A 25,622-nucleotide genomic window follows, 5' to 3' on the forward strand; every position below is an offset into this window, starting at 1 on the left:
TTCTGAAGCCTTTCCGGGCATAACGGCTGACTTGCGGGGGCCGGCGCGGAAGCAAAATACAGGTCGACTGAAGCATGGCAGATTTCGTTGCTGTTCTGAAAAACGCGTTCGAGAAGCATGGCGACGAGACGCCCGAGAAGCGTACGCGCATCTATAACAGCGTTCGTGCCATGCTGGGGAAGAAGCTTGCGGAGTATTCGCCGCCGCTGGCTCCCGAGGCCATCGACAAGCAGAAACGCTCGTTGGAGGACGCCATTGCCGGCGTCGAGCGGGACTATGTCAAGCGTGTGCCGGAGACGGATCCGCTCGCGGAACTGGAACACATCTTTTCCTCCATCGACCGCAACAAGAATCAGTCGAACCACGTCAAGCAGCCGGCCAAGGCGGAGGCTGCCGCCATTCCGGCTCCGTCCCCCTATCGGCCAGCCCCGGCCACAGGCACACCAGGGCCCTACACGCCGGCACCGCCCTTGCCAAAGCCCGAGCGTTACATACCCGTTCCAACCGCCAAGGCCGAGCCTGGCTGGCAAAGGCAGACGCCGGTGCAGCCCGCTCCGGATTTTTCGGAAAAGACCTTGCCGGGGATGGACGCGGATCGGGAAGCCGACCAGGACGACGTCTTTGCCGATGACGAAGCGCCGACCGCCGCCGACACTTTCGAGCGTTTGCGCCCGGCCGAACGCAAGCGCAGCTATGGCGGGTTGATCGCTGCCGTGGTCGCGTTGCTGGTCGTTGCCGGCGGCGGTTACGGCATCTGGCTGAACAAGGACGCCTTCGGCAAGATGCTTGGCCTGAACGGCAGCAAGGTTGTTGCCAAGGTCGAACCCGTGAAACCGGCGCCGGCCAAGCCGGCGACCGATGCCGCGGCCACGCCACCGGCGCCCGCGACAGGCGCCGAAGGCACGAAATTCACGCAGCGGCTGACGCCTGGAGGCGGCGAAACCGACCCCGGCCCGGCGGGCGGGCAGAGCGGCATAGGCGAGGGCGAGTCCGTCGCGGCGCTGACGACACGGCCAACGGCAGCGAATGCGCCGGCCACGGCAGCGCCGGCGGTTCCGGCGCCGGCTGCCAGTACTCCCGCTGCCAGTACGCCGGCTGCCAGTACGCCGGCTGCCGGTACGCCTGCGGCAGGCACCACGCCCGCGGCGGGCACCCCACTGGCGACATCTCCCGCCAACGGAACCGCGCCCGCGCCGACGGGTGCGGCCGCTGCCACACCGCCCGCACCGGCAGGCGCCGCGCCGGCAACTCCGGCCGCGGCTCCGGCGCAAACCTCGGTTCCGGTCGGCCAGAAGGCGATCTTCTATGAGGAGCGCACCAGCACCCAGCAAGGATCGGCCGAGCCCGGCAGCATCGTCTGGTCGCTGGTGCAGGAATCGCCCGGCGGCGACCTGCCGCCCGAGCCGGCGATCCGCGCCGAGGCCACCATTCCCGGCAAGGACATCCAGTTGCGCATGACCATCCGCCGCAACACCGACCAGACCCTACCGGCCAGCCATATCATCGAGATGATCTTCCTGACGCCTGACGGCTTCGAGGGCGGCGGCGTCGACAACATATTGCGCGTCGCCATGAAGAGTTCGGAACAGGATGCCGGCAGCCCGCTGATCGGCATCCCGGCCAAGATCGCGGATGGCTTCTTCCTCGTTGCGCTCAACGACACCAAGGCCGACGAGGACGCCAACATGACTCTCTTGCGCGGCCAGGACTGGATCGACGTGCCGGTCGTTTACAAGACCGGGCGACGGGCGCTGCTGACCATGGAAAAGGGCATTCCCGGCGAGAAGGTGTTCGACGAGGCGATCAAGGCCTGGCAGGCCAAGACGGCGGGTTGAGACGGGTGGCGTAACGGTCGACGCCGTTCAGAATCCCTGGAACAGCGTGTCGAGCGCGGCAGCGATGTCATCATGATGCTTCGCCAGGTTCAGCCGGCTTTCAACCAATTCGCTTGCCGGAACGGTGGCGATCAGGTGTGTCGCCATGACCAGCTTCCGTCCATTGATCTCGAAGATCGGATGAAGCTTTCGCATCGGCGGCGGCACCGTTGCGACCGGCAGAAGCGGGACGACAACCCGCGTCTTGAAATTGTCGAGCAGCTCGGATTGGACGTCGAGCACATAATTGCCTTCAACGCGACCGGCGAAGACATCATAGCGGGGCATCAGAACTGCCGATGTTCTTCCAACGGGATGCCGCTTTTGTCGATGTAGTCGTTCCACGCATCCATCGTGGCGCGGTTCTCAAGCTTCCACAGCCGCGTCTTTTCAGCTGCCACCGCCTCCGCGATGCCGGCCTCCGCAGCGCGCGAGACATTCACGTCAAGCCCCTTGGCTTCCCGCATGAGGTTCGAGTCGATCGACAGATTTGCTGGCTGACGGATCGCATTCAAGGCAATCTTACGCATAATGGCCTCCGCAACATGCGCATAATGTATGCGCATTCTGATACGGGGCAATGCTCAGGCAACTCTGGCGGCAGACGGCGCGCCCCGCAATGGCTGCGGGCATTCGTCGCTTCAATCGACAAATCGTTGTCGCTCGATCGGCCTACGGCCGACCGCTCCTCACCCTTCCATCTCTTCGCGCAACATCTCCAGTTCCAGCCATTCTTCCTCGAGCGCCGCCAATGTGGCGCGTTCCTTGTCGAGGGCGGCGATGGTCTTCTGGAAGGAGGCCGGATCGCGCTCGTAGTAAGCGGGATCGGCGATGTTGTTCTCCAGCCGCGAGATCGACGCAGTCACCGCCTCGATCTTCTTGGGTAAGGACTCCAACGCGAACTTCTGCTTGAACGACAATTTCTTCGCCGGCCCTTTTGGCGCCGCGGTTTCACCCTTGCCAGGCGCCGGCGCATCGGAGGCTTCGGTCCTGGCACGCGCCTTGTTGCGATCGTCGAGCCTTGTGCCGCCGCGCTGCGCCAGCATGTCGGAATAGCCGCCGGCATATTCGACCCAGCGGCCGCCGCCGTCCGGCGCGATGATGCTGGTGACGGTGCGATCGAGGAAGTCGCGGTCATGGCTGACCAGGATGACGGTGCCGGCAAAACCGGCGACCAGTTCCTGCAGCAGTTCCAGCGTCTCCATGTCGAGATCGTTGGTCGGCTCATCGAGCACCAGAAGGTTCGCCGGCCGCGCCAGCACGCGCGCCAGGATCAGTCGCGCCCGCTCACCGCCGGAAAGCTCGCGCACGGGAGTACGGGCCTGCTCCGGCTTGAACAGGAAATCCTTCATGTAGGAGACGACATGGCGCTGTTCGCCATTGATGACGAGGTTCTCACCACGGCCGTCGGTGAGATATTGCGCCAGTGTCTCCTGCGGATCGACCGCCTCGCGCTTCTGGTCGAGCGTGGCGATCTCCAGATTGGTGCCGAGCCGCACCGAGCCGGCATCCGGCGCCAACTCACCGGTCAGCATCTTCAGGAGCGTGGTCTTGCCGGCGCCGTTCGGCCCGACGAGGCCGACGCGGTCGCCACGCTGGATGCGGGTCGAGAACCCCTTGACCACGGTGAGATCGCCAAAGCTTTTCTCGATGTTTTTCGCCTCGATGACCAGCTTGCCGGATTCGGCGGCCTCGCTCGCCACCATCGTCGCTGAGCCCTCGGCGCCGCGATGGCCGCGAAAACGCTGGCGCATGGTCTGCAGTTCGCCCAACCGGCGCATGTTGCGCTTGCGCCGCGCCGTCACGCCATAGCGCAGCCAGTGCTCCTCGCGCACAATCTGGCGGCCGAGCTTGTGCTGCTCGCGCTCTTCCTCTTCCAGCACCAGGTCGCGCCATTCCTCGAAATGGCCAAATCCCTTGTCCAGCCTGCGGGTCTGGCCACGGTCGAGCCAGACGGTGGCGCGCGAAACGCGTTCGAGGAAGCGGCGGTCGTGCGAAATCACGATGAGCGCCGAAGAGGTCCGGACGAGCTCTTCTTCCAGCCATTCGATAACAGACAGATCGAGATGGTTAGTCGGCTCATCAAGCAGCAGGATATCGGGCTCGGGCGCCATGACGCGGGCAAGAGCGGCGCGCCGGGCCTCGCCGCCGGACAGGTCGCCCGGCCGTTCCTCGCCCGACAGGCCGAGATGCTCCATCAGGTAGCTGGCGCGGTAGGTGTCGTCGGCCGGCCCGAGCCCTGCCTCGACATAGGCGCGCACAGTGGCAAAGCCGTCCATGTCCGGCATTTGCGGCAGATAACGCACCGTTGCCGAAGGCTGGCGGAACACCTCGCCGTCCTGCGGTTCGATCAGGCCGGCGGCGATCTTGAGCAGCGTCGACTTGCCGGACCCGTTGCGGCCGACCAGTGCGATCTTGTCGCCGGCCGAAGCGGTCAAGGCGGCGCCGTCGAGCAGCGGCGTGCCGCCGAAGGTCAGTCTTATCCCGTCGAGATTGAGAAGAGGCGGGGCCATGTCAGCTTTCGGGCAATGGATGGGGATGGGCGAGCAGCAGCGCGCGGCCGTGGCCCAGCGCGATGTCGAGGCGGCCCTTGACCTCATTGGAAATGGTCAGCGACGAGCCGAAAGCCACCTTGACCCTGTCGAGCGGCCATTTGGCGCCGGTGACGGTCAGGCCGGAGAGTTCGGAAAAGCCGAGAATCGAAAACAGCGTGCCGTCGGGATAATCGAAGCCGGCCCTGCCTAGCAGCAAGGGGACGCCTTCCTGGGCGCCGCTGGTCAAAAGCACATCCGTTCCGGCCTCGGCCAGCCGCAGGCCAAGCGCCAGATGCAGGAAGGCGTGGTCGGCGCGCTTGCCGCCGAAGGCGCCCGCCAGCACAAGGCGGGTCGCGCCGCGCTCCAGTGCGGCTGCTATCGCCAGTTCGCCGTCGGTCTTGTCCTTTTCCGCCGGAAAGGTTTGGCGCGGCACGGCGGCGAGGTCGGCTGGGAGACCAGCCGGTACCGAATCGAAATCTCCGACCCAAAGTTCCGGCACAAGGCCAAGCAACCTTGCATGGCCGATGCCGGCGTCGGCGGCGATGACGCGCGAGCCTTCGACCTGGCGGTCGAGCCGGGGCGTGCGGATGAGATCGCCGCCAAGCAGAATGGTGAATGTGCTCATATCCCGTCGCCCTTACCAGCCCGGCACGGGAAACGGAAGGCGGCAAACTCCCACTTGCGCGGGTCATCGGCCCGGCTTATGTGTCGAAACGCTCTAACGGGGTGCCGGACGCGAATTTCGTGGACCGGCTGAGAGGCAGTCTCGCCAACCCGCTGAACCTGATCCGGTTTGTACCGGCGGAGGGATTAGACGTTTCGGACGATCCGACGCCTCAATTCCTTTCAACGCGAACGAAGGAGGCGCCGATGCGCACGTTTTTATATTCTCTCATCGCAGCCACGGTGGCGACCCTGTCCGGACCGGCTTTGGCCAAGGACAAGCTCACCATCTACACTTATGAGAGTTTCACCGCCGACTGGGGTCCCGGTCCCGTGGTCAAGAAGGAATTCGAGGCCGAATGCGGCTGCGATGTCGCGTTCGTCTCGGTCGCCGATGGCGTGGCGCTGCTCAACCGCGTCAAGCTGGAGGGCGCCTCGACCAAGGCCGATATCGTGCTCGGCCTCGACACCAATCTCACCGCCGATGCAAAGGCCACCGGCCTGTTCGCACCGCATGGCGCGGTGAGCGACGTCACGGTGCCGGGCGGCTGGAGCGACGACACTTTCGTCCCCTTCGACTATGGCTATTTCGCCGTCGTCTACGACACCGAAAAGCTGAAGATGCCGCCGAAAAGCCTGAAGGAGCTGGTCGAGGGCAGTGCCGACGACAAGATCGTCATCCAGGATCCGCGCACCTCGACACCCGGCCTCGGCCTGCTGTTGTGGGTGAAGTCGGTCTATGGCGACAAGGCGCCGGAGGCCTGGGCCAAGCTCAAGACGAAGGTGCTGACCGTGACGCCGGGCTGGAGCGAGGCCTATGGACTGTTCACCAAGGGCGAGGCGCCGATGGTGCTGTCCTACACCACCTCGCCGGCCTACCACATGGTCGCCGAGAACACCGAACGCTACCAGGCCGCGTCCTTCGAGGAGGGCGAGTATCTGCAGATCGAGGTCGCCGGCATCACCACGACCGGAGCCAAGAATCCGCTGGCGCAAAAATTCATGACCTTCATGACCGGGCCGAAATTCCAGGATGCCATCCCGGAAACCAACTGGATGTTCCCGGCCGGCAAAACCGACAAGCCGCTCAACCCAGCCTTCGACAAACTGGTCAAGCCGACCAAGACCTTGCTGTTCAGCCCTGAAGTGGTCGCGGCCAACCGGAAAGCCTGGGTCGATGAATGGCTGGCGGTGATGAGCAAATAGGCAACGCGATGGCGCTGGCGCATCCCACGGACCCTCGTGTCGGCGCCGGCATCATGGCGCTTGCCGCAATCGCGCTGCTGATCGGCGGCGCGTTTGCCGGGCTGCTTGTCGAAGGCGCTGGCGACCTTTCCGGCGCCTGGGCAGCGTTCGATCCGTACCTCCTGCGCGTCGTGCGTTTCACGCTCTGGCAGGCGGCTCTGTCGACGCTGCTCTCGGTCGGGCCCGCCCTGTTCGTGGCACGCGCGCTGTCGCGGCATCCCCATTTCCCCGGCCGCGCCTTCATCCTGCAGCTCTTCGCCGTGCCGCTGGCGCTGCCGGCGATCGTCGCCGCGCTCAGCATCCTAGCGCTCTATGGCCGCGCCGGCTATTTCGCCGGCCTGTTCAGCGCGATTGGCGGCCAGGGCTGGCCCGGCATCTACGGCCTGTCCGGCATTCTCGTTGCCCATGTCTTCTTCAACCTGCCGTTGGCCACAAGATTGTTCCTGGAGGCACTGCAAACCATTCCCTCGGACCAGTGGCGGCTGGCGAGCCAGCTCGGCATGGGGGCGCGGCCGGCGTTCCGGCTGATCGAATGGCCGACGCTGCGCGCAGCCTTGCCTGGCGTCGCCGGACTTGTCTTCATGCTCTGCATCACATCCTTCACCATCGTGCTGACGCTCGGCGGCGGGCCGGCCGCGACCACGCTCGAAGTCGGCATTTACCAGGCATTGCGCTTCGATTTCGATCCGGCGAGGGCTGTCGCGCTGACATTGCTGCAGATCGGCTTGACCTTCATCGTGGTGCTGGCGCTGGCGCGGCTGGGCGCCAATGTCACCGGCGACGCCAGCCTGCCGGTCGCGCCGCGCCGCTATCTCTCCGTCGACAGGACCGAGGCCTCGCTGAACGCCACGCTCATCGTTCTGGCTTCGCTCTTCGTGGCCGGGCCGATGGCGGCGACCGTGGCGGCCGGATTGGGCGCCGATCTCGGCCGGCTGGCCGGCGAGGCCACGGTCCGGCAGGCGACGCTGACCAGCGCCGTGCTGGCCTTCCTGTCGGCGCTGCTTTCGGTGATGCTCTCGCTGGCGCTGACCGTGGCGCGCCGGGCGCTGGTGCTGAACCGCCGCTCCGGCCCGAGAACACTGCTCGAACATGCAACCGATACCGGCGCCGGCTTCGTGCTGGTGGTGCCGCCGATCGTCATCGGCGCCGGCTGGTTCCTGCTGCTGCGCCATGTCGGCGATGTCTTTGCCATCGCCCCGATCATGGTCGTCACGGTAAATGCCGTCATGGCGATGCCTTTCGCGCTGCGCGCCGTCCGTCCCGCCTACGATGCGGCAAGCGAGCGTCACGAACGGCTCTGCGCGCAGCTCGGCATTTCCGGCCTGGCAAGGTTGCGGCTTGTCGACTGGCCGTCGCTGCGGCGGCCGCTCGCCACGGCCTTTGCTTTCGCCATGGCGCTGTCGCTTGGCGATCTCGGCGTCATCGCCTTGTTCGGCAGTGATTCCGTGCAGACATTGCCCTATCTCCTCCTGGCGCGCATGGGCAGTTACCGCACGCAGGACGCCGCCGGCCTGGCGTTGTTGCTTGGCCTCGTCTGCCTGGCACTGGTGCTGGCCGCGGACCGACTGGGAAAGGGGATGGCCCGCGATGTCTGACAAGGCCGCCGACGGCAAGGGTGTTCCGGTGCGGCTGGACAAGGTTTCGTTTAGTTATGGCGAGGCATTGTTCGCCTTCGATGTCGAATTCGCCGCGGGAGAAATCACCGCCATCCTGGGGCCGAGCGGCTCGGGAAAGTCGACGCTGCTCAATCTGGTGGCCGGGTTCGAAACGCCGGGATCCGGCCGCGTGCTGATCGGCGGAGCCGATATCAGCGGCGAGCCGCCGGCCGTGCGGCCGGTGTCGATGGTGTTTCAGGAAAACAATCTTTTCGCCCATCTTTCCGTCGAGCAGAATGTCGGGCTCGGCCGTTCGCCATCGTTGCGGCTGGCCGATGCCGACCATGCCGATATCGCGGAGGCGCTTGCGCGCACCGGCCTTGCCGGCAAGGAGAAGCGGCTGCCGCGCGAACTCTCGGGCGGTGAGCGCCAGCGCGTCGCCCTGGCTCGCGTGCTGGTGCGTGACCGCCCGGTGCTGCTCCTCGACGAACCCTTCGCCTCGCTAGGGCCCGCCCTGCGCGACGACATGCTGGATCTGGTTTCCGGCCTTCATGCCGAGCGTGGCATGACGGTGCTGTTCGTCACGCACCAGCCGCAGGATGCCCGCCGCGTCGGCCAGAAGGTGGTGTTTCTGGACAACGGCGCCGTCGCCGCCACCGGCACCACGGACGATTTCTTTGCCGGGGCTGGTCCGGAGGCGTTCCGGCGCTACATCGGTGCGGGTGCTGGGGATGCCTTATCACGAGATATTGCCCGGAAGCGGACATAATTTACGCTCAAACCGGCCCGAGGCGATGTGGCGCTTGCTTGCCATGACTGGAGTAGTGTGGCTAGGTCCGCTCGAAACCGGTCCGGCGCAGTCCGTGATTTGCCTACAGCATCCGCCGTACGCCGAGGGTCGCGTACGGAAGTCGTAGCAGTTTATTTGCGCTTGACGTGGTCACGCGCAGGACCTGAAAGGAAGCCGTCCTGACGATAGGCGTTGACAAGCTACGAATGAATCCGCTGGCGCGCTTTCTGGCGCTGGCGGGTTTTGCCGTGGCGCTGGCAAGCTGCCAGATGTTCACACCTCCGGAGATCCAGGAATCCGGCTTCCAGCCGTCCGACAAGCCGATCACGGTCGACAATGTCGCCGCCAACAACAAGCTCGCGGAACTCGCCAAGGCACAGCATCCGCGCATCCTGGCGACCTATGGCGGCGAGTATTCCGATCCCAAGCTCGAGCGCATGGTCGCCAAGGTCGTCGGCAACCTGACCGTGGTCTCGGCGAACCCGACCCAGACTTATCGCATCACCATCCTCAATTCGCCCAACGTCAACGCCTTCGCGCTGCCGGGCGGCTATCTCTACATAACGCGCGGCCTCTTGGCGCTGGCTAATGATTCGTCCGAGCTTGCCGCCGTCATCGCGCACGAGATGGGCCACGTCACGGCCAATCATGGCTTGCAGCGCCAGCAACTGGAAGCCGAGGAGGGCCTGGCGACGAAGGTGGTCTCGGATGTGCTTGGCGACAGCCCGACAGCCAAGGCGGCGCTTATCCGTGGCAAGCTCCGGCTGGCGCAGTTCTCGCGAAACCAGGAACTGGAGGCGGACGCCATCGGCATCAAGTCGATCGGCGAGGCCGGCTATGACCCTTATGCCGCCGGCCGCTTTCTGCAGTCGATGTCGGCCTACACCGATTTCCGCTCGATCAGCGGCGCCACGGACCCCAGCCTCGACTTCCTGGCCACGCATCCCAGCACGCCCCAGCGCATTGATCTGGCGCAGCGCCACGCCCGCCAGTTCGGCGCGCCCGGCGTGGGCACGCGCGACCGCGATTCCTTCCTCGCCGGCATAGACGGCCTGCTCTATGGCGACACGCCCGATGAAGGCTATGTGCGCGGCGAGACCTTCTTGCATCCGCGCCTTGGCGTGTCGTTCACGGTGCCGGACGGTTTCGTCATCGACAATTCGGCGGCGGCGGTTACGGCAACCGGGCCCGGCGACATCGCCATCCGCTTTGACGGCGTGTCGATCGACAAGAACCGTGCCTTGACCGACTATATCAGAAGCGGCTGGGTGGCTGGCCTCGACGACAGCACCGTCAAGCAGGAAACGATCAACGGCAACGAGGCTGCGACGGCGCATGCAGGCGCGTCAGGCTGGCAGTTCGACATCGCGGTGATCCGCGCCGGCGGCCAGGTCTACCGGTTGCTGACCGCGGCCCCCTCCGCCAGCACTTCGCTGGACACGGTGGCGCGCTCGGTCAGCGGCTCCTTCCGCATCCTGAGCCCGGCTGAAAAAGCGGCGCTGAAGCCACTGCATATTCGTGTGCTCACCGTGCAGCCGGGACAGACCATGGGCTCGCTTGCCGCGCAGATGGTGGGCGTCGACCGCAAGCTCGACCTGTTCCGGGTGCTCAACGCGCTGTCGCCGGGGGCCGCTGTTTCGGCCGGCGACAAGGTCAAGATCGTTACCGACAAATAAGTGCTGTTACGGGATTAGGCGGCAGTCGCCATGAATTCCGGGTTCTGCTTCACCAGCGCGACCTTGAGCTTTTCCATGGCACGCACCTCGATCTGGCGGACGCGTTCCTTGGAAATGCCGAGCGTCTCGCCAAGTGCCTCCAGCGTTGCGCCCTCGTCGGTCAGCCGGCGTTCCTCGATGATGCGGAGTTCGCGGGCGTTGAGAGCGGCGAGAGCTGCTTTCAACCATAGCGCACGGCGCGCGACGTCGATCTTGTTGCCGACAATCTCGTCGGGCAGGGGATCGTCCGAGACCAGGAAGTCCATCCGCTCGGTGGCACCCGCATCGTCGGCAAGCGGCACGTTGAGCGAGGAGTCGGGGGCCGAAAGCCGTGAATCCATCATCTCTACATCAGCTTCGGAAACCCCGAGTGCAACCGACACCTCGCGGTAGAGCGTCTCGTTGGAGAGCGGTTCGGCCCCGTTCGCGAGCCGGGCACGCAAGCGCCGGAGATTGAAAAACAGGGCCTTTTGCGCCGAACTGGTGCCTCCGCGCACGATCGACCAGTTGCGCAGGATGTAATCCTGCATCGAAGCGCGAATCCACCACGTCGCGTAAGTCGAAAACCGCACCTCGCGCTCGGGCTCGAAGCGGGCGGCGGCCTCCAGCAGACCGACATGGCCTTCCTGGATCAGGTCGCCGAGCGGCAGGCCGTAATGACGAAATTTCGAGGCCATTGAAATGACCAGGCGCATATGGGCGACAGTAATGCTGTGCAACGCGTTCTGGTCGTTGTCCTCTTTCCAGAGCAATGCCAGCCGGTGCTCCTCGTCGCGCTCGAGATACGGAGCCCTCATTGCCGCGCGGACCATGACCCGACCTGCCGTGTCTTCCATCATAAGGCGCTCCTGGTTCAGGCGGTGCGGATGACAGGCCCGGCTTGAAATGACGGCGCCGCGCCCTACAACAGCCAAACTGCCATGCGCGGGAAAGGTTCCGCTGGCGCGGGCGGGCGGTCTACGACGACCGGGCAATTACGGTACGACTGCCCGGAAGGGTAATGCGGCAAGATTGCTCCTGCTGGAGTATTTGATTTCTGAAAACAGCCCTGTTTGGAATGTAATTCCTTATTTTTCCGAGCTGCATCTGTCATTTTCCACCCTCACAGCATGCCTGATGATCAGGCCAAGGACGGGATCACATAAAAATGAAATGGCTCAAGTCGCTTATCATCGCCGGAACGCTGCAGGCCCTGGCGGTCGCATCGGGCCATGCCGGCGCCAATCTCGACCAGATCAAGCAGGCCGGCGTCATCAAGATCGGTACGGAAGGCACCTACGCGCCCTTCACCTACCATGATGCCTCCGGAGCGCTGGTCGGCTTCGACGTCGAAATCGCCAAGGCGATCGCCGACAAGCTCGGCGTCAAGGCGGAGTTCCTCGAAGGCAAGTGGGACGGCCTGATCGCCGGCCTCGACGTCAAGCGATATGACGCCGTCATCAACGAAGTCGGCATCACGGATGCCCGCAAGGCCAAGTACGCTTTCTCCGATCCCTACATCGCCTCCAAGGCGGTGCTGATCGTGCGCGGCGACAACACCGACATCAAGAGCTTCGCCGACCTCAAGGGCAAGAAGGCGGCGCAGTCGCTGACCTCCAATTTCGGCAAGCTGGCCGAATCGAATGGCGCCGAATTGGTCGGCACCGATGGCTTCGACCAGTCGATCCAGCTGCTTTTGACCGGCCGTGCCGACGCCACCATCAACGACAGCCTGTCGTTCCTCGACTTCAAGAAGCACAAGCCTGACGCCAATGTGAAGATCGCCGCCCAGGAAGAGAATGCCGATTATTCCGGGGTCATCGTGCGCAAGGGCGATCCGGAGCTGGTCGCGGCGATCAACAAGGCGCTGGCCGACATCAAGGCCGACGGCACCTACCAGAAGATCGCGGACACCTATTTCGGCCAGGACGTCTCGAAGTAATTTCAGGAAGAGGGCCGGCTGCCGGTCCTCGCAATATCGAGCGGCGAGCGTCTTTGACGGCTCGCCGCTTTTGTCGTGATATGGCTGACGCATTCGCGCTTCGATGACGCCGCTCGTCCATCCGGAGGATACTTCGTGCCGCACTGGCTGCAACTGATGCTGGATTCGCTGCCCTCGCTGCTGTGGGCCGCGTTGATCTTCACCGTGCCACTGACGCTACTGTCTTTCGTGCTTGGGCTGACGGTGGGGCTGGGCGCGGCGCTCGGCCGGTTGTTTGGCCCGAAGCCCGTGGTGGCGCTCGTGCGCTTCTATGTGTGGATATTCCGCGGCACGCCGCTGCTGGTGCAACTGTTCCTGATCTTCTACGGCCTGCCTTCGGTCGGCATCCTGCTCGACGCCTTTACCGCTGCGCTGATCGGCTTCACGCTCAACATCGGCGCCTACACGTCGGAGATCATCCGCGCGGCGATAGGCTCGGTGCCGAAAGGCCAGTGGGAAGCCGCCTATTCGATCGGCATGACCTGGAGCCAGGCGATGCGGCGCACCATCCTGCCGCAAGCCGGCCGGGTGGCGGTGCCGCCGCTCTCGAACACCTTCATCTCGCTGGTCAAGGACACGTCGCTGGCCGCCGCGATAACCGTGCCGGAGATGTTCCAGGCGGCGCAGCGCATTGTCGCCACCACCTATGAGCCATTGATCCTCTATGTCGAGGCGGCGATCCTCTATCTGGCGATGAGCTCGGTGCTTTCGGCCTTGCAGACGCGGCTGGAGGGGCGGCTTAACCGCTATGGCGGCTTCCTGGAGGCACGCTCATGATCGGCCTTGCCAACATCGGAAAGCGCTTTGGCGACAATCTCGTGCTGAAGGGCGTGACGGTCGCCATCGCCGAGGGCAGCGTCACCGCGCTGGTCGGACCCTCGGGTGGAGGAAAAAGCACGCTGCTGCGCTGCATCAACCTCTTGGAAATCCCGACCTCGGGCACAGTGCGGATCGGTGACGAAACCCTCGAGTTCCGCCCGGGCGTGAGGGTGCCCACGGCGGACATCAGGCGCCTGCGGCTGCAGACCGGCATGGTGTTCCAGAATTTCCAGCTGTTTCCGCATCGCACCGCCATCGAAAATGTCATGGAAGGCCTGGTCACCGTGCTCGGTTGGTCATCCCAGAAGGCGCATGAACGGGCGCTCGCGCTGCTGGAGAAGGTCGGCATGGCGCACAAGGCGGATGCCTGGCCGGCCACGTTGTCGGGCGGCCAGCAGCAGCGCGTGGCGATCGCCCGGGCGCTGGCGCCGTCGCCGAAGGTGCTGTTGTGCGACGAACCGACCTCGGCGCTCGACCCGGAGCTGGCGCAGGAGGTGGTCGATGTGCTGGGTCAACTCGCCAGCGAGGGAACGACCATGGTGATGGCGACACATGATCTGCGCCTGGCCTCCAAGATCGCCCAGGAAGCGGTGTTCCTCGATGCCGGCGTCATCGTCGAGCAGGGGCCATCCGCCACGCTGTTCGGCAATCCGGAGCGCGAGCGGACCAAGCGGTTCATCGCCACGCTGAAACAGGAGGCCGCGGACAAGGAGGCCGGCGCATAGAGCGGTAATCCGCGGCACTCCCCAGAAACGAAAAACCCGGCGCGTGGCCGGGTTTCGTTAACGCGTGAAGGCGAAAAGCTCAGGCAGCTTCTTCCTGCTCGGCTTCCTCGTTGTCGGCCTTGGCGCCGCGCTTGGGGCCTTTGTTGAGGTTGACCTCGATCAAGCGCACGGCTTCGGTTTCCGACATGCGGTTGACCGCCGCGATCTCGCGGGCCATGCGGTCGAGAGCCGCCTCGTAGAGCTGGCGTTCGGAATAGGACTGCTCGGGCTGGTTGTCGGCGCGGTAGAGGTCGCGCACGACTTCCGAGATCGAGATCAGGTCGCCCGAATTGATCTTCGCGTCATATTCCTGGGCGCGGCGCGACCACATGGTGCGCTTGACGCGGGCGCGACCCTGCACGACCTTCAGCGCGCGCTCGACATAGTCTTCCTCCGACAGCTTGCGCATGCCGATGGAGGTCGCCTTGGCGACCGGCACCTTCAGGCGCATCTTGTCCTTCTGGAAGTCGATGACGAACAGTTCCAGCTTGTGGCCCGCCACTTCCTGCTCATCGATAGAAACGATCTGGCCGACGCCATGCGCCGGATAGACGATGTACTCGCCGGTCTTGAAACCGTGACGCGCGGCTGTGGACTTCTTCTGCGGGGTTATCGTTGCCATTACGCCCTGAACTCCTTGTTGTGGGCCGGCGGCGGTGCCGGCTGAACTCACGTGATCGGGGTCACCGATCATTAGCCGCACAACAGATGAACCCACCGGAAAAGCCGGACCGGCAAACCGCATGAATTGCGACCGCCTGGCCCAGATCGCTCTGGTCCGGAATGGGATTTTCACCTTTCAGTGATTTGGGGCGTCTGCGCCATAAATCGACGTTGTGTCACCGGCATGTTTCGTTGATGTAACACAAAAAGTCGGAAGAATCAAGGTTTTGCTGCGTAAGCGGAGGCCATAACCGATCGCCGCCTGTCAAGGCGGTTAATCCGACCTACCTGTTACGCTGCGTCATACAAACCTTTACAGCGGCGTTGTCAATCACCTTCGCCGGGCTCGGCGGAGAAGTATTTCTCGAACTTGCCGGCCTCGCCATCATAGGTCTTGGCGTCGGCCGGTGGCTCCTTTTTGGCGGTGATGTTGGGCCATTTCTCGGCATATTCGGTGTTGATCTGCAGCCATTTGTCGAGGCCGGACTCGGTGTCGGGCTTGATCGCGTCGGCCGGGCATTCCGGTTCGCAGACGCCGCAGTCGATGCACTCGTCGGGATGGATGACGAGCATGTTCTCGCCTTCGTAGAAACAGTCGACCGGACAGACCTCGATGCAGTCCATATATTTGCATTTGATGCAGTTGTCGGTCACGACATAGGTCATCGGTCGGCTCCGGACGTCCCGTTTTTGTTGGCTTTTTCCGTGAGGTAACGCCTTTATCGGTCGCTTGCAAGGGTAGCAATTCCCGGTAGTGTCGGCGTTTGAGAATGGAATTCCAGATGGACGATGCCGCAAACGCCCGGCATGCCTCGCGGATCGTCCCGTTCGCCGGTCCGGTTTTGCTTTTTGTGTCCCGTTGCCCCCGGCAAATACAAACCGCATTGGTCGAGAGGGCTTCAATCTTCGTCACGCAATCGGTCGGTCTGGCGACGCTCTTTTTTGGTCGGGCGGCCGCTGCCCGCCTCACGCAGCGCCGGAATAGCATCGGGAAGCACGTCGCCCTTCGGTGCGGGCGGCGGCGACATGTCTTCATAAAGCGTACGGGCTTCTTCGGCGGGGCCGCGCCTTACACCCGCGCCGAGCACCTTCCAGACGAAGATGCGCCGGTCGAGCGTGATGGTCAGCACGTCGCCCGGCTTGACCAGATCGGAAGCCTGCGCTGCTTTGTCGCGATTGATGCGGACGCGGCCCGCTACCACCAACTTGGCCGCCAGCGAGCGCGACTTCACCGCGCGCGTGAAGAACAGCCATTTGTCGACGCGCTGGCGGCCTTCAGCAACCATCGACCCGAGCCGGACCTAAAGCGTGTCGCGTCTGCGACGCGCTTCAGGTCCTTGTCCGATGCATGCCGTTGTCGCAAACCCGGGTCTACCATTGGGTGACATGCATTACTTCTTCAACTGGTCGCGCAAGGCGGCGAGCTTGGCGAACGGCGAGTCCGGGTCGAAACGCACCGGGCGCTCCTCACGCGGCTTGGGCTGGAAGGCGGGCTTTCCGCCTCCCTTTTCACGATCGGCCCCCTTGCCTTCCGGCCTGCCGCCCTTCCAGTCTGGCCGGCCTTCGCGGCGCTCGGGGCGATCGCCCTGCGGGCGGCCGTCGCGGCGCTGCTCGCCTTCACCTTGCGGCTTGGGTTTGAACTTGGAGCGGTCGAAACGCGGCTTGCCCGTGCCGTCGCGGCGTCCCTCATGGGCGGGGCGGTCTGCGGGCGTGCCTGTCGCCTGTTCGCCGCCGGCATCTGCCGATGCGTTGCTTCGGCCGCGCGCTTGTCCGTTTTGGGGGCGGTTGTTGCGGCCGTCGCGATGGCGCGGACGTTGGTCAAAGCGACCTTGGCGCCACAACAGGATCGGCTTTGGCGCTTCGGCTTCCGGCGCGGGTTCGCCGGCGACTTCCTGCACTGCAACCGGTTCGGCGGCATCCGTCGGCGCGGAGGCCTCGACGGTTGGCTCGGTCGCCACGGCTGCCTGCGTGGGCGTGGCGTCAGTCTCGGCTTCAGGTTCGGCCGTTGGTTCAACCGGCGCCGACTCGGCGGGTTCAACAGCGGCTTCGGCTACAGGCGCTTCTTCATCCGCGACTTCAGCCGTGGCTTCCGTCTGCTCCTGCACGACAGCTTCCGCTGGCGCGTCCGCCACGATTTCGGCTGGCGCGTCTGCCGCGACTTCGGCTGGCGCGTCTGCCGCGACTTCGGCTGGCGCGTCTGCCACGACTTCGGCTGGCGCGTCTGCAGCGACCTCGGCTGCAACCTCCGTCTGCGCGGCGGTTGCCGCGTCCGGCACCAGTTCCGATTCCTCGGCGGCCGGCGATGCTGCCTCTTGCGCTGCCCTGGCCTGTTCCGCGCGGGCTGTCTCTTCGGCTGCCTGCCTGGCCGCGGCGGCTTCCCGCGCGGCGGTGTCCTGCGCTTCCAGCCGTGCCTTGACTTCCACCGCCGGCTTCGGCTCCGCGCGATAGCCGAGACCCTTGAGGATCTCTTCCATGTCGTCGGCGGTGGCGCCGAGGATCGACATCATCGGCGGCGTCACCATGAAGGACTGGCCGTCATAGGCGCCGTCCGGGCGCTGGCCGAGGCCGGGCTTCCAGTTGGTCGCCGGGCGGATCAGGTCGGCCAGCCGCTCGAGAATGTCGATGCGCACGGCGCGGCGGCCGAGATTGCGGTAGCCGGCAAGCTTGTAGAACGCCTTGTCGAAGGCCGGATCGATGACCACCGAGGTACGGCCCGATGCCAGCGCATGGACGACGTCGCCGAAGCCGGGCTTGTCCTTGCCATCGTTCTTCAGCGCCCACAGCAAGGTCACCAGTCCGGCGGGGGCCGGCTTGATCAGCGCCGGTACGAAGACGTGGTAGGCACCGAAGCGCACGCCGAGCCGGCGAAGTGCCGCGCGGCCTTCCTGGTCGAGCGACTTCATTTCCTCGGCGATGTCGCGACGGTTGAGGAGGCCGAAATTCTCGACGAGCTGGAAGGCGATGCCGCGCCCGATGCCGGAAATCTGCTCGGCATTCTTCAGGTCGACCAGCGGCTTCAGCAGGGATTCGATCTGGAAATTGACAAAACGTTCGGCGCGCGCGGCGACCTTGTCGCGGGCCGGGCCGGTAAGCTGTTCGTCGGCCAAAAGCACCAGGCGTGGCTTCAGCGCATCCTCGCCCGAAACCAGCGTGCCGATCGGCGCACCGATCCAGCGCAGCGTGCCGTCGGAACCGAGCGCGAGATCGCCATTGGCGCAGGCGCCGAAGCGCTCCGCACGTGCATCGAATTCGGCGGCCAGCGCCTTTTGCGCGGCCGTGCGCACGGCCTTGGCGTCCTCGCCGCCGGCGGTCTGGTCGGCGGTGAAGCGGAACCCCTGCAACTCGCCGACGTGATGGCCTTCGACAAGGACGGTTCCGGTAGGGCTGATTTCGGCTTCAGGCATGGTATTTTCTCTAAGGCGCCGCATGAGGACGGAAGTCCTGCGGTCTACGAAGCGTTTCGTCAACCGCTCATGCAGCGCATCCGACAATCTGTCTTCGATTTCGCGCGTCTTTTCCTGCCAGTGTGCCTGATCGGCCAGCCAACCGGGCCGGTTCGACACGAATGTCCAGGTGCGGATCTGGGCGATGCGGTGCGACAGCGTGTCGATGTCGCCCTCGGTGGTGTCGGCGCGGCGCACCTGCTCGGCCATGTAGTTCTCGTCGACATGGCCATGCCGGGCGAGGTCCATATAGATCGAGGCGATGAGGTCGGCATGCTGGGCGGGCGCAATCTTGCGATAGTCCGGCAGCGCGCAGGCTTCCCACAGCAGCGCCACGCGCTTGGCGTTCGTCGCCAGCGCGCGGATGCCTTCGTCGCGAGACAGATGCTCGAGCGCTTGTGCATCGACAGCCGGCAGCGCGCGCGTCAGGCCCTCGACCGGAGCGTTGGTTTCGATAGAGCGCTTCAGGGCATCGAGGCTGGCGAAATCGAATCGGGCGGTACGCCACTGCAGCACCTTCACCGGGTCGAATTCATGGCTCTCGATCTTCTGGACCAGATCCTCGTCCAGCGGATCGACCTGGCCGGTGACGCCGAACGTGCCGTCGCGCAGATGCCGGCCGGCGCGGCCGGCGATCTGGCCGAGCTCGGCGGCCGTCAAGTTACGGTACTGGTAGCCGTCGAACTTCCGGTTCTGGGCAAAGGCGACATGGTCGAGATCGAGGTTGAGCCCCATGCCGATCGCGTCGGTGGCAATGAGATAGTCGACATCGCCCGACTGGAACAGCGCCACCTGGGCATTGCGGGTACGGGGCGACAGCGCCCCGAGAACCACCGCCGCACCACCCTGCTGGCGGCGGATGAGCTCGGCGATGGCGTAGACCTCATCGGCGGAGAAGGCGACGATCGCGGTGCGCCGCGGCAGGCGGGTCAGTTTCTTGGAGCCGGCATAGGCCAGATGCGACAGCCGCGGCCGCGTCACCACCGAAACGCCCTTCAACAATCGCTGGAGAATGCCGTGCATGGTGGCCGCGCCGAGCAGCAGCGTTTCCTGGCGGCCACGCAGATGCAGGATGCGGTCGGTGAAGATATGGCCGCGCTCGAGGTCTCCGGCCAATTGCACCTCGTCGATGGCGACGAAGGCGGCGTCGGTCTCGCGCGGCATGGCTTCGACGGTGCAGACCGAATATCTGGCGCCCGGCGGCTGGATCTTCTCCTCGCCGGTGATCAGCGCCACCTTGTGGGCGCCGACCTTCTCGCAGACGCGCGTGTAGACCTCCCGGGCCAGCAGTCTCAGCGGCAGGCCGATGACGCCGGTTTCGTGCGCCACCATGCGCTCGATGGCGAGATGGGTCTTGCCCGTGTTGGTCGGGCCAAGCACGGCAGTCACGTCGCGGCCCGACAGGATCAGCGGCTCGGTGTGTTTGTGCTGGATGTTCATCGGCTCGGAAATAAGGCTTTCTGGCCTCTCGTTGTCGGGAGCGTGCCTGGACGGCGCGTGTGACAGCCGACACATAGGGATTTCGGGCGCGAAGCGAAAGCGGAATGTTCCAGCCGGGTTCCGACGACGCCGTGTCAAGCCGCGGATCAGTCCCAGTTTAACAGTTGGAACGAGTCTGGAACGAATCGGCGACGAATCGCTGACTCCGGCAGATTCAGCTTTTGTTCACGGCTAGATATGGATTTTGAGACCGTGAGTCTCACCACATGCTGAATCGCCGAACTGGCCCGTTTTATGCTAGGGAGCCTTGCCGTTAACTTTTGCCGGAAAACGAGGGGAACGGTCCGGTACGCTCCGCTCAAGATTATGAAATTGTTAATCTTTCTGAATCGGGGGTAAAGAAATTGCAGGCGATTCCTGCTCATTAACGTTAAGTTCCGCTCAAAGCCGGAACGAATCGGCGACGAAACAGCGCCAACCGCATTTTCCCTTTTTGTTCCGCCGATATCATTGTTGTGAACAGCTTATCCACCGAGAATCCACAGGCTTACTCACAGGTTCCCGGACAGGCTTCACCCACGCCCCCTTCAACCTTGCGCGCCGGATGGGGCATCGCGCCACAGCTAAGCCTTGCGAGGCTTCACGCGTCATTTTGAGCGGACCAGTTTACCGGTCCGCCTGTCACAGGGCACGAGTCGATCCTCAATCCCGGCCCGGGGTGAGAAGAAGACGCCTCAGGCCAGGTACTGGCCGCCGTTTGCCGTGAGGGTCGAGCCGGTGATGAAGCCGGCATCATCGGAAGCGAGGAAGACGACGCAGCGCGCGATCTCTTCCGGCTCGCCGAGGCGGCCGACCGGGATCTGCGGGATGATGCGCTCGTTGAGCACCTTCTCGTCGATTGCCTTGACCATCTCGGTGGCGATGTAGCCTGGGCAGATGACGTTGACGGTGATGCCCGCGCGGGCGCCTTCCTGGGCAAGCGCCTTCGAGAAGCCGATGTCGCCGGCCTTGGCCGCGGAGTAATTGACCTGACCCGCCTGGCCCTTCTGGCCGTTGATCGAGGAGATGGTGATGACGCGGCCGAACTTGCGGTCGCGCATGCCGCCCCACAGCGGATGCGTCATGTTGAAGACACCGGACAGATTGGTATCGATGACCTCTTTCCACTGCTCGCGCGTCAACTTGTGGAACATGGCGTCGCGGGTGATGCCGGCATTGTTGACCAGCACCGAGACCGGGCCGAGGTCGGCCTCGACCTGCTTGATGCCGGCGGCGCAAGCGTCATAGTCGGCGACCGACCATTTGTAGACCGGAATGCCGGTCTCGGCCTTGAACTTCGCCGCCGCGTCGTCGTTGCCGGCGTAGTTCGCGGCAACCGAATAACCGGCATTCTTCAAAGCGATCGAGATCGCCGCGCCGATACCGCGCGATCCACCCGTGACGATTGCAACCTTGGTCATGCGTTTCCCCTTTTGATATCGCCCTGTTGTCGGGCTTGGCAGGCACTGGATGTGAAACGGGCGGCCCAGCCGCCCGTTCAGTCTTCTTTGTCAGAGCGCTTCGATGCACATTGCGACGCCCATGCCGCCACCGATGCACAGGGTGGCCAACCCTTTCTTGGCACCGCGTCGACGCATCTCGAAGACAAGCGTGTTGAAGATGCGGGCGCCGGAGGCGCCGATCGGATGGCCGATGGCGATGGCACCGCCATTGACGTTGACGATCGAGGGATCCCAGCCCATGTCCTTGTTGACGGCGCAGGCCTGTGCGGCGAAGGCTTCGTTGGCCTCGACCAGGTCGAGATCACCGACCGACCATCCGGCCTTTTCCAGAGCGCGCCTCGAGGCCGGGATCGGCCCGGTGCCCATGATCGCCGGGTCGACGCCGGCGGTCGCCCAGGATGCGATGCGCGCCAGCGGGGCGATACCGCGCCTGGCGGCTTCCTCCTCGCTCATCAGCAGCGCGCCGGCCGCACCGTCATTGATGCCGGAGGCGTTGGCGGCGGTCACCGTGCCGTCCTTGTCGAAGGCCGGCTTCAGCTTGATCATGGCATCGATCGTGGCGCCGTGGCGGATGTATTCGTCCTGGTCGACAACCGTATCGCCCTTCTTGCCCTTTATGGTGAAGGCGACGATCTCGTCCTTGAACTTGCCGGCCTTCTGCGCGGCCTCGGCCTTGTTCTGCGAGGCCAGCGCGAACTGATCCTGATCATCGCGGGTGATCTGGAACTGGCGGGCGACGTTCTCGGCGGTGTTGCCCATGTGGTAGCCATTGAAGGCGTCCCACAGCCCGTCCTTGATCATGGTGTCGATCATCTTGTAGTCGCCCATCTTGACGCCGGCGCGCAGGTGCTCGGCGTGCGGCGACAGCGACATGGATTCCTGGCCGCCGGCGATGATCACCTTGGCGTCACCGGTGGCGATCTGCTGCATGCCGAGCGCGATGGCGCGCAGGCCCGAACCGCAAACCTGGTTGAGGCCCCAGGCGGTGGTCTCCTTGGGCAGTCCGGCAAGGATCGAGGCCTGCCGGGCCGGGTTCTGGCCTTGCGCGGCGGTCAGCACCTGGCCGAGGATGACCTCATCGACCTCGGCCGGTTCGACGCCGGCACGCGACAGCAATTCCTTGATGACGACTGCGCCAAGTTCATGCGCGGGCGTGGCGGCGAAGGCGCCGTTGAAGGAGCCGACGGCCGTGCGCGCGGCGCTGGCAATGACGATGGAATCGGACATTTTCTTCTCCAGACTTCAAGGGTGTTGTTGAGCCGTTGAGGACTTTTCTTGCCCTTTCCCAACCCCAAGTCAAACCGGAAATCGGCATGGCGCGCATGCGCCGCAAGCAGGGCATGCATCGTGGTGCCGGCGGTCTGGCCGGTGCTGCGCAGCATATTTAGCCTGCCATGCAGCATTATATGATCCCGCACTGCACAAACTGCTTGGAATTATGAGGCTTTTGCGCATATCCTCAAAAAAGGCGCAATCGTTACCGGCTGCTTACTCAAGCGCGCCGGTGTCCGGGGAGGATGCAGATGGCCGCAAAAGACGACCCGATCATTATCAAGAAATACGCCAACCGCCGCCTCTACAATACGGGGACGAGCACCTATGTGACGCTCGAGGATCTGGCCGAGATGGTCAAGAAGGGCGAGGAGTTCACGGTTCAGGACGCCAAGACCGGTGACGACATCACCCATCCAGTGCTGACCCAGATCATTTTCGAACTGGAGAACAAGGAGGGGCAGAACATGCTGCCGATCCCGTTCCTGCGCCAGCTGATCGCCTTTTACGGCGACCAGATGCAGATGATCGTCCCGAGTTTCCTCGAACAGTCGATGATCGCCTTCTCGAAGGAGCAGGAGCGGTTCCGCGAGCAAATGAAGGGCGCCATCGGCAAGTCGCCGCTGGATGTAATGAAGATGGCGACGCCGATGAAGGCGCTGGAAGAGCAGACCCGCCGCAACATGGAAATGTTCCAGAATGCGATGCGGCTGTTCACGCCATTTCCGCCGGCCGGCTCCGCACCCGCCGCTGCTCCTGCCGAGCCGGCCAGGAAGGAAACGCCGGAAAAGCAGGACGATCTGCAACAGTTGAAGGACCAGATCGCGGCCATGCAGCGCAAGCTCGACACGATGTCGTAAGCGCACGGCGCTCACGCAATCTATGGCAACAACCCCTCGTAGCGGCCGCGCGGCCGGATGACGCTGCCGCTTACGATCTGTTCGACCATGTGCGCGGCCCAACCGATGCTGCGCCCGAGTGCGAACAGGAGGAACGGCGCATCGCGCGGCAGGCCGAGGACGCGCGTCAGAACGGCCAACGCAAAATCTATGTTCGGTTGGGCGCCGGTCGCGGCAATGGCGGCGGTTTGCAGTGACCGCAATGTCTCGTCGGTGTTCCCGATGGCTGCCAGAAGTGCCGTGGCCCGGGGATCACCCTCGGGATAGAGCTGGTGGCCGAAGCCCGGCAGTGGCCGGTCGTGGCCTAGCCAGCGCCGGATCGCGGCATCGGCGCCGTGCCGCGCCGCATCCTCGGCGAGTTGCATCACCGCCTCGCCTGCGCCGCCGTGCCGTGGGCCGGACAGTGTCGCCAGGCCGGCAAGCAGACACGCGGCGGGCGAGGCTCCTGTCGAAGCCGCGACGCGGGCCGCGAAGGTCGATGCGTTAAGTTCGTGATCGGCGAGCAGGACGAGGGCGCGGCGGATTGCTTCCGCGCCGCGGTCATCGACCGACCAGCCCCGCGCCAATCGCTGGTGCACCGGGTCCGATCCCGCCGCGGCACCGAGGGCGCCAGCCAGCACGCCGATCGCGTGCGAGGCATCGGTGCAAAGCGAGGCGGCACTTCGTCCAAGAGAAGGCCGCGCATGGCCGGCAAGCAAGGCGAGTTGCGCAAAGGCCGGGGCGCGGCCGATCTGGGGCGATGCATCTGGTGGCGCTTCGAAACGGACCGGCTCAGGCAAGGCCCAGAGCAGGCCGGCTGTCCCTTCCAGCGTAGCATGGTCGGACAGGGCAACGGCGTCCCGGCCCCGATAGACGAGACGGCCGTGCCAGACGGTCGAGATCGCTGTGACAATCGACGGCTCGCCCCAGGCGATCGCGCTTTCGGCGATGGCCGAGGGGCTGCGCCCGCGCGCCCTTCGCGTCGCCAGTGCCGCGATGTCGTCGGCGCGGTACTGGCTGCGGCGCGGATCGTCCCGGTCCGGACGCATGCCGATGCGCCCGCGACTGACATAGGCATAGAGCGTCTGCGGCCTCACCCGGAGCCTTTGCAGCGCCTCTTCACGCGACAACCATTCGGACATGTCGGTCCTTATATTGATTTAGTTGATCAAGATTGATGCCTATGTTGCCCACCCTTATCTCTCAGGGCGAAAAGCTTCAAGGAGACAAGACCATGGCGAACGGGCTCGATAACGTTGTTGCGGCCGAAACCGTGCTGTCCGACGTCGACGGTCTGGGTGGCCGCCTGACGATCCGCGGCCATTCCTTGCCGGAACTGGCCGGGCGATGGAACTATGCCCAGATCGTCCAGCTGCTGCTGGACGGGTTCTTCGACGATCTGCCGGGGGACGCCGAAATGGCGGCAAGGCTGGGCGAGGCACGCGTCGAGGTCTTCGACCGACTCGCGCCTGCGCTGCCCTTGCTGGCACCGCTCGATGTCTACAGCGCCATGCGCGCCGGCATGGCCTTGCTGCCGGACGGCGAAACGTTGACGGACGCCTTGCGGCTGATCGCTGCGCCCGCGGTGCTGACGCCGGCCCTGCTGCGCCTGCAGCGCGGCGATCAGTCGATCGCCCCCGACGGCAAGGCAGATCATGCCGCCGACATGTTGAGGATGCTCAGGGGATCCGTTCCCTCACCGGCATTGGCAAAAGCGCTCGACACCTATCTGGTGACCGTCTGCGACCATGGCCTCAACGCCTCGACCTTCGCCACCCGCGTTGTCGCGTCGACCTTGGCCGGCCTGACATCCTCGGTGCTGGCGGGCCTCGGTGCGCTCAAGGGGCCGCTGCATGGCGGCGCGCCCGGTCCTGTCATCGAGATGCTCGACGCCATCGCCGTGCATGGCGACGCGGCCGGCTGGCTGCGCGAGGAGATCGCGCGTGGCGAACGCATCATGGGCTTCGGTCATCGCATCTACCGCGTGCGCGATCCGCGTGCCGATGTGCTGAAAGCGGTGGTGCGCGAGCTTGGCGGCGAGGGCGACACCGGCCGCCGGCTGGCTTTCGCCGAGACGGTCGAGCAGACCGCGCTCGAGGTGCTTCGGATCGCCAAGCCGCAGCGCCCGCTGCAGACCAATGTCGAGTTCTACACCGCGCTGGTGCTGGAGGCGGCGGGATTTGCGCCGCAGGCCTTCAGCAACGTCTTTGCCGCCGGGCGCGTTGCCGGCTGGGTCGCGCACGCACGCGAGCAGCAGACGACCGGACGGCTGATCCGTCCGCAATCGCGCTATGTCGGCCCCGTGCCGGACCTCGTCGCCTAGCTCCGCGCCTAATCAGAAAAGCCTCCGCGCTTACTGCTGCGGGGGCTTTTCGCATGGCCGAAATTTCATGTGATCACGCGACCGTGTTCGTGTTCTTGCCTTGGTCCATCCTTATATGCTGCACTGCAACATAAACTGCCGG

22 protein-coding genes and 1 riboswitch are annotated in these 25,622 nt (G+C 64.6%); of the genes, 10 read left to right on the top strand and 12 right to left on the bottom strand.

Features of this window, described 5'->3' with window-relative positions:
* The first annotated feature begins 74 nt into the window (after window positions 1-74).
* A complete protein-coding gene (locus LB556_RS11135) occupies window positions 75-1,835 on the top strand; it encodes a hypothetical protein (RefSeq protein ID WP_224566933.1) in 1,761 nt (586 codons plus the stop codon).
* Window positions 1,836-1,862: 27 nt separating this feature from the next.
* On the opposite strand, the gene LB556_RS11140 is transcribed toward LB556_RS11135, so the two are convergent.
* The 4 genes from LB556_RS11140 to LB556_RS11155 form a co-directional block, all read right to left on the bottom strand.
* Window positions 1,863-2,162, bottom strand: a complete 300-nt coding sequence (locus LB556_RS11140; protein ID WP_224566935.1) for a CcdB family protein — start codon at window positions 2,160-2,162, stop codon at window positions 1,863-1,865.
* Window positions 2,162-2,404, bottom strand: a complete 243-nt coding sequence (locus LB556_RS11145) for a type II toxin-antitoxin system CcdA family antitoxin (RefSeq protein WP_224567504.1) — start codon at window positions 2,402-2,404, stop codon at window positions 2,162-2,164. Before LB556_RS11145 ends, LB556_RS11140 begins: the two co-directional genes overlap by 1 nt.
* Window positions 2,405-2,563: 159 nt before the next feature.
* The gene (locus LB556_RS11150; RefSeq protein WP_224566937.1) at window positions 2,564-4,387 is read right to left on the bottom strand and encodes an ABC-F family ATP-binding cassette domain-containing protein; all 1,824 of its coding nucleotides are present in this window, start codon (window positions 4,385-4,387) and stop codon (window positions 2,564-2,566) included.
* Between the two features lies 1 nt (window position 4,388).
* Window positions 4,389-5,033, bottom strand: a complete 645-nt coding sequence (locus LB556_RS11155) for a thiamine diphosphokinase (RefSeq protein WP_224566940.1) — start codon at window positions 5,031-5,033, stop codon at window positions 4,389-4,391.
* Between the two features lie 87 nt (window positions 5,034-5,120).
* Window positions 5,121-5,235, top strand: a riboswitch (TPP riboswitch).
* Window positions 5,236-5,278: 43 nt separating this feature from the next.
* Here LB556_RS11155 and thiB point away from each other — a divergent pair.
* The 4 genes from thiB (at window position 5,279) to LB556_RS11175 (ending at window position 10,377) form a co-directional block, all read left to right on the top strand.
* Window positions 5,279-6,277 carry a thiamine ABC transporter substrate binding subunit gene (thiB, locus tag LB556_RS11160; protein ID WP_224566941.1) on the top strand — a complete coding sequence of 333 codons (999 nt, stop codon included), beginning with the start codon at window positions 5,279-5,281 and terminating at the stop codon, window positions 6,275-6,277.
* An 8-nt stretch (window positions 6,278-6,285) separates the two neighbouring features.
* On the top strand, window positions 6,286-7,911 hold the full coding sequence (gene thiP, locus LB556_RS11165) for a thiamine/thiamine pyrophosphate ABC transporter permease (RefSeq protein WP_224567505.1): 1,626 nt from the start codon (window positions 6,286-6,288) through the stop codon (window positions 7,909-7,911).
* A complete protein-coding gene (gene thiQ / locus LB556_RS11170) occupies window positions 7,904-8,680 on the top strand; it encodes a thiamine ABC transporter ATP-binding protein (RefSeq protein WP_224566944.1) in 777 nt (258 codons plus the stop codon). Before thiP ends, thiQ begins: the two co-directional genes overlap by 8 nt.
* A 227-nt stretch (window positions 8,681-8,907) precedes the next feature.
* Window positions 8,908-10,377: a M48 family metalloprotease gene (locus LB556_RS11175; RefSeq protein WP_224566946.1), complete on the top strand. Its 1,470-nt coding sequence runs from the start codon at window positions 8,908-8,910 to the stop codon at window positions 10,375-10,377.
* Between the two features lie 14 nt (window positions 10,378-10,391).
* Here LB556_RS11175 and LB556_RS11180 read toward each other — a convergent pair whose 3' ends face one another.
* Window positions 10,392-11,255 carry an RNA polymerase factor sigma-32 gene (locus tag LB556_RS11180; RefSeq protein ID WP_224566948.1) on the bottom strand — a complete coding sequence of 288 codons (864 nt, stop codon included), beginning with the start codon at window positions 11,253-11,255 and terminating at the stop codon, window positions 10,392-10,394.
* Between the two features lie 308 nt (window positions 11,256-11,563).
* Here LB556_RS11180 and LB556_RS11185 point away from each other — a divergent pair, with 308 nt between their 5' ends.
* From LB556_RS11185 to LB556_RS11195, 3 genes are all read left to right on the top strand, one after another.
* The gene (locus LB556_RS11185; protein WP_224566950.1) at window positions 11,564-12,337 is read left to right on the top strand and encodes an amino acid ABC transporter substrate-binding protein; all 774 of its coding nucleotides are present in this window, start codon (window positions 11,564-11,566) and stop codon (window positions 12,335-12,337) included.
* A gap of 135 nt (window positions 12,338-12,472) precedes the next feature.
* Window positions 12,473-13,153 (top strand): amino acid ABC transporter permease, encoded by a 681-nt coding sequence (locus LB556_RS11190; RefSeq protein ID WP_224566952.1) that lies wholly within the window; start codon window positions 12,473-12,475, stop codon window positions 13,151-13,153.
* On the top strand, window positions 13,150-13,920 hold the full coding sequence (locus LB556_RS11195; protein ID WP_224566954.1) for an amino acid ABC transporter ATP-binding protein: 771 nt from the start codon (window positions 13,150-13,152) through the stop codon (window positions 13,918-13,920). Before LB556_RS11190 ends, LB556_RS11195 begins: the two co-directional genes overlap by 4 nt.
* Window positions 13,921-13,999: 79 nt before the next feature.
* On the opposite strand, the gene LB556_RS11200 is transcribed toward LB556_RS11195, so the two are convergent.
* From LB556_RS11200 to LB556_RS11225, 6 genes are all read right to left on the bottom strand, one after another.
* Window positions 14,000-14,581 (bottom strand): CarD family transcriptional regulator, encoded by a 582-nt coding sequence (locus tag LB556_RS11200; RefSeq protein WP_006327799.1) that lies wholly within the window; start codon window positions 14,579-14,581, stop codon window positions 14,000-14,002.
* Between the two features lie 368 nt (window positions 14,582-14,949).
* On the bottom strand, window positions 14,950-15,288 hold the full coding sequence (gene fdxA / locus LB556_RS11205) for a ferredoxin FdxA (protein WP_224566956.1): 339 nt from the start codon (window positions 15,286-15,288) through the stop codon (window positions 14,950-14,952).
* Between the two features lie 233 nt (window positions 15,289-15,521).
* Complete coding sequence (locus tag LB556_RS11210; protein WP_224566957.1) at window positions 15,522-15,908, bottom strand: RNA-binding S4 domain-containing protein; 387 nt, start codon at window positions 15,906-15,908, stop codon at window positions 15,522-15,524.
* A gap of 105 nt (window positions 15,909-16,013) precedes the next feature.
* Window positions 16,014-19,505, bottom strand: coding sequence for a helicase-related protein (locus tag LB556_RS11215; RefSeq protein ID WP_224566959.1), 3,492 nt, complete (start codon window positions 19,503-19,505; stop codon window positions 16,014-16,016).
* Window positions 19,506-20,239: 734 nt separating this feature from the next.
* Window positions 20,240-20,965 (bottom strand): acetoacetyl-CoA reductase, encoded by a 726-nt coding sequence (gene phbB / locus LB556_RS11220; protein ID WP_224566961.1) that lies wholly within the window; start codon window positions 20,963-20,965, stop codon window positions 20,240-20,242.
* A gap of 90 nt (window positions 20,966-21,055) precedes the next feature.
* A complete protein-coding gene (locus tag LB556_RS11225; RefSeq protein WP_224566963.1) occupies window positions 21,056-22,234 on the bottom strand; it encodes an acetyl-CoA C-acetyltransferase in 1,179 nt (392 codons plus the stop codon).
* A 296-nt stretch (window positions 22,235-22,530) separates the two neighbouring features.
* Between LB556_RS11225 and phaR the strand changes: the two genes are divergently transcribed.
* Entirely contained in the window at window positions 22,531-23,139 is a 609-nt protein-coding gene (gene phaR, locus LB556_RS11230; protein WP_224566964.1) for a polyhydroxyalkanoate synthesis repressor PhaR, read from the top strand.
* Between the two features lie 20 nt (window positions 23,140-23,159).
* Here phaR and LB556_RS11235 read toward each other — a convergent pair whose 3' ends face one another.
* On the bottom strand, window positions 23,160-24,299 hold the full coding sequence (locus LB556_RS11235; RefSeq protein WP_224566966.1) for a citrate synthase: 1,140 nt from the start codon (window positions 24,297-24,299) through the stop codon (window positions 23,160-23,162).
* A gap of 92 nt (window positions 24,300-24,391) precedes the next feature.
* Here LB556_RS11235 and LB556_RS11240 point away from each other — a divergent pair, with 92 nt between their 5' ends.
* Window positions 24,392-25,480, top strand: a complete 1,089-nt coding sequence (locus tag LB556_RS11240; RefSeq protein WP_224566968.1) for a citrate synthase/methylcitrate synthase — start codon at window positions 24,392-24,394, stop codon at window positions 25,478-25,480.
* Window positions 25,481-25,622: the final 142 nt, after the last annotated feature.

Source organism: Mesorhizobium sp. ES1-4, from assembly GCF_020164745.1.
Taxonomy (GTDB): Bacteria; Pseudomonadota; Alphaproteobacteria; order Rhizobiales; family Rhizobiaceae; genus Mesorhizobium.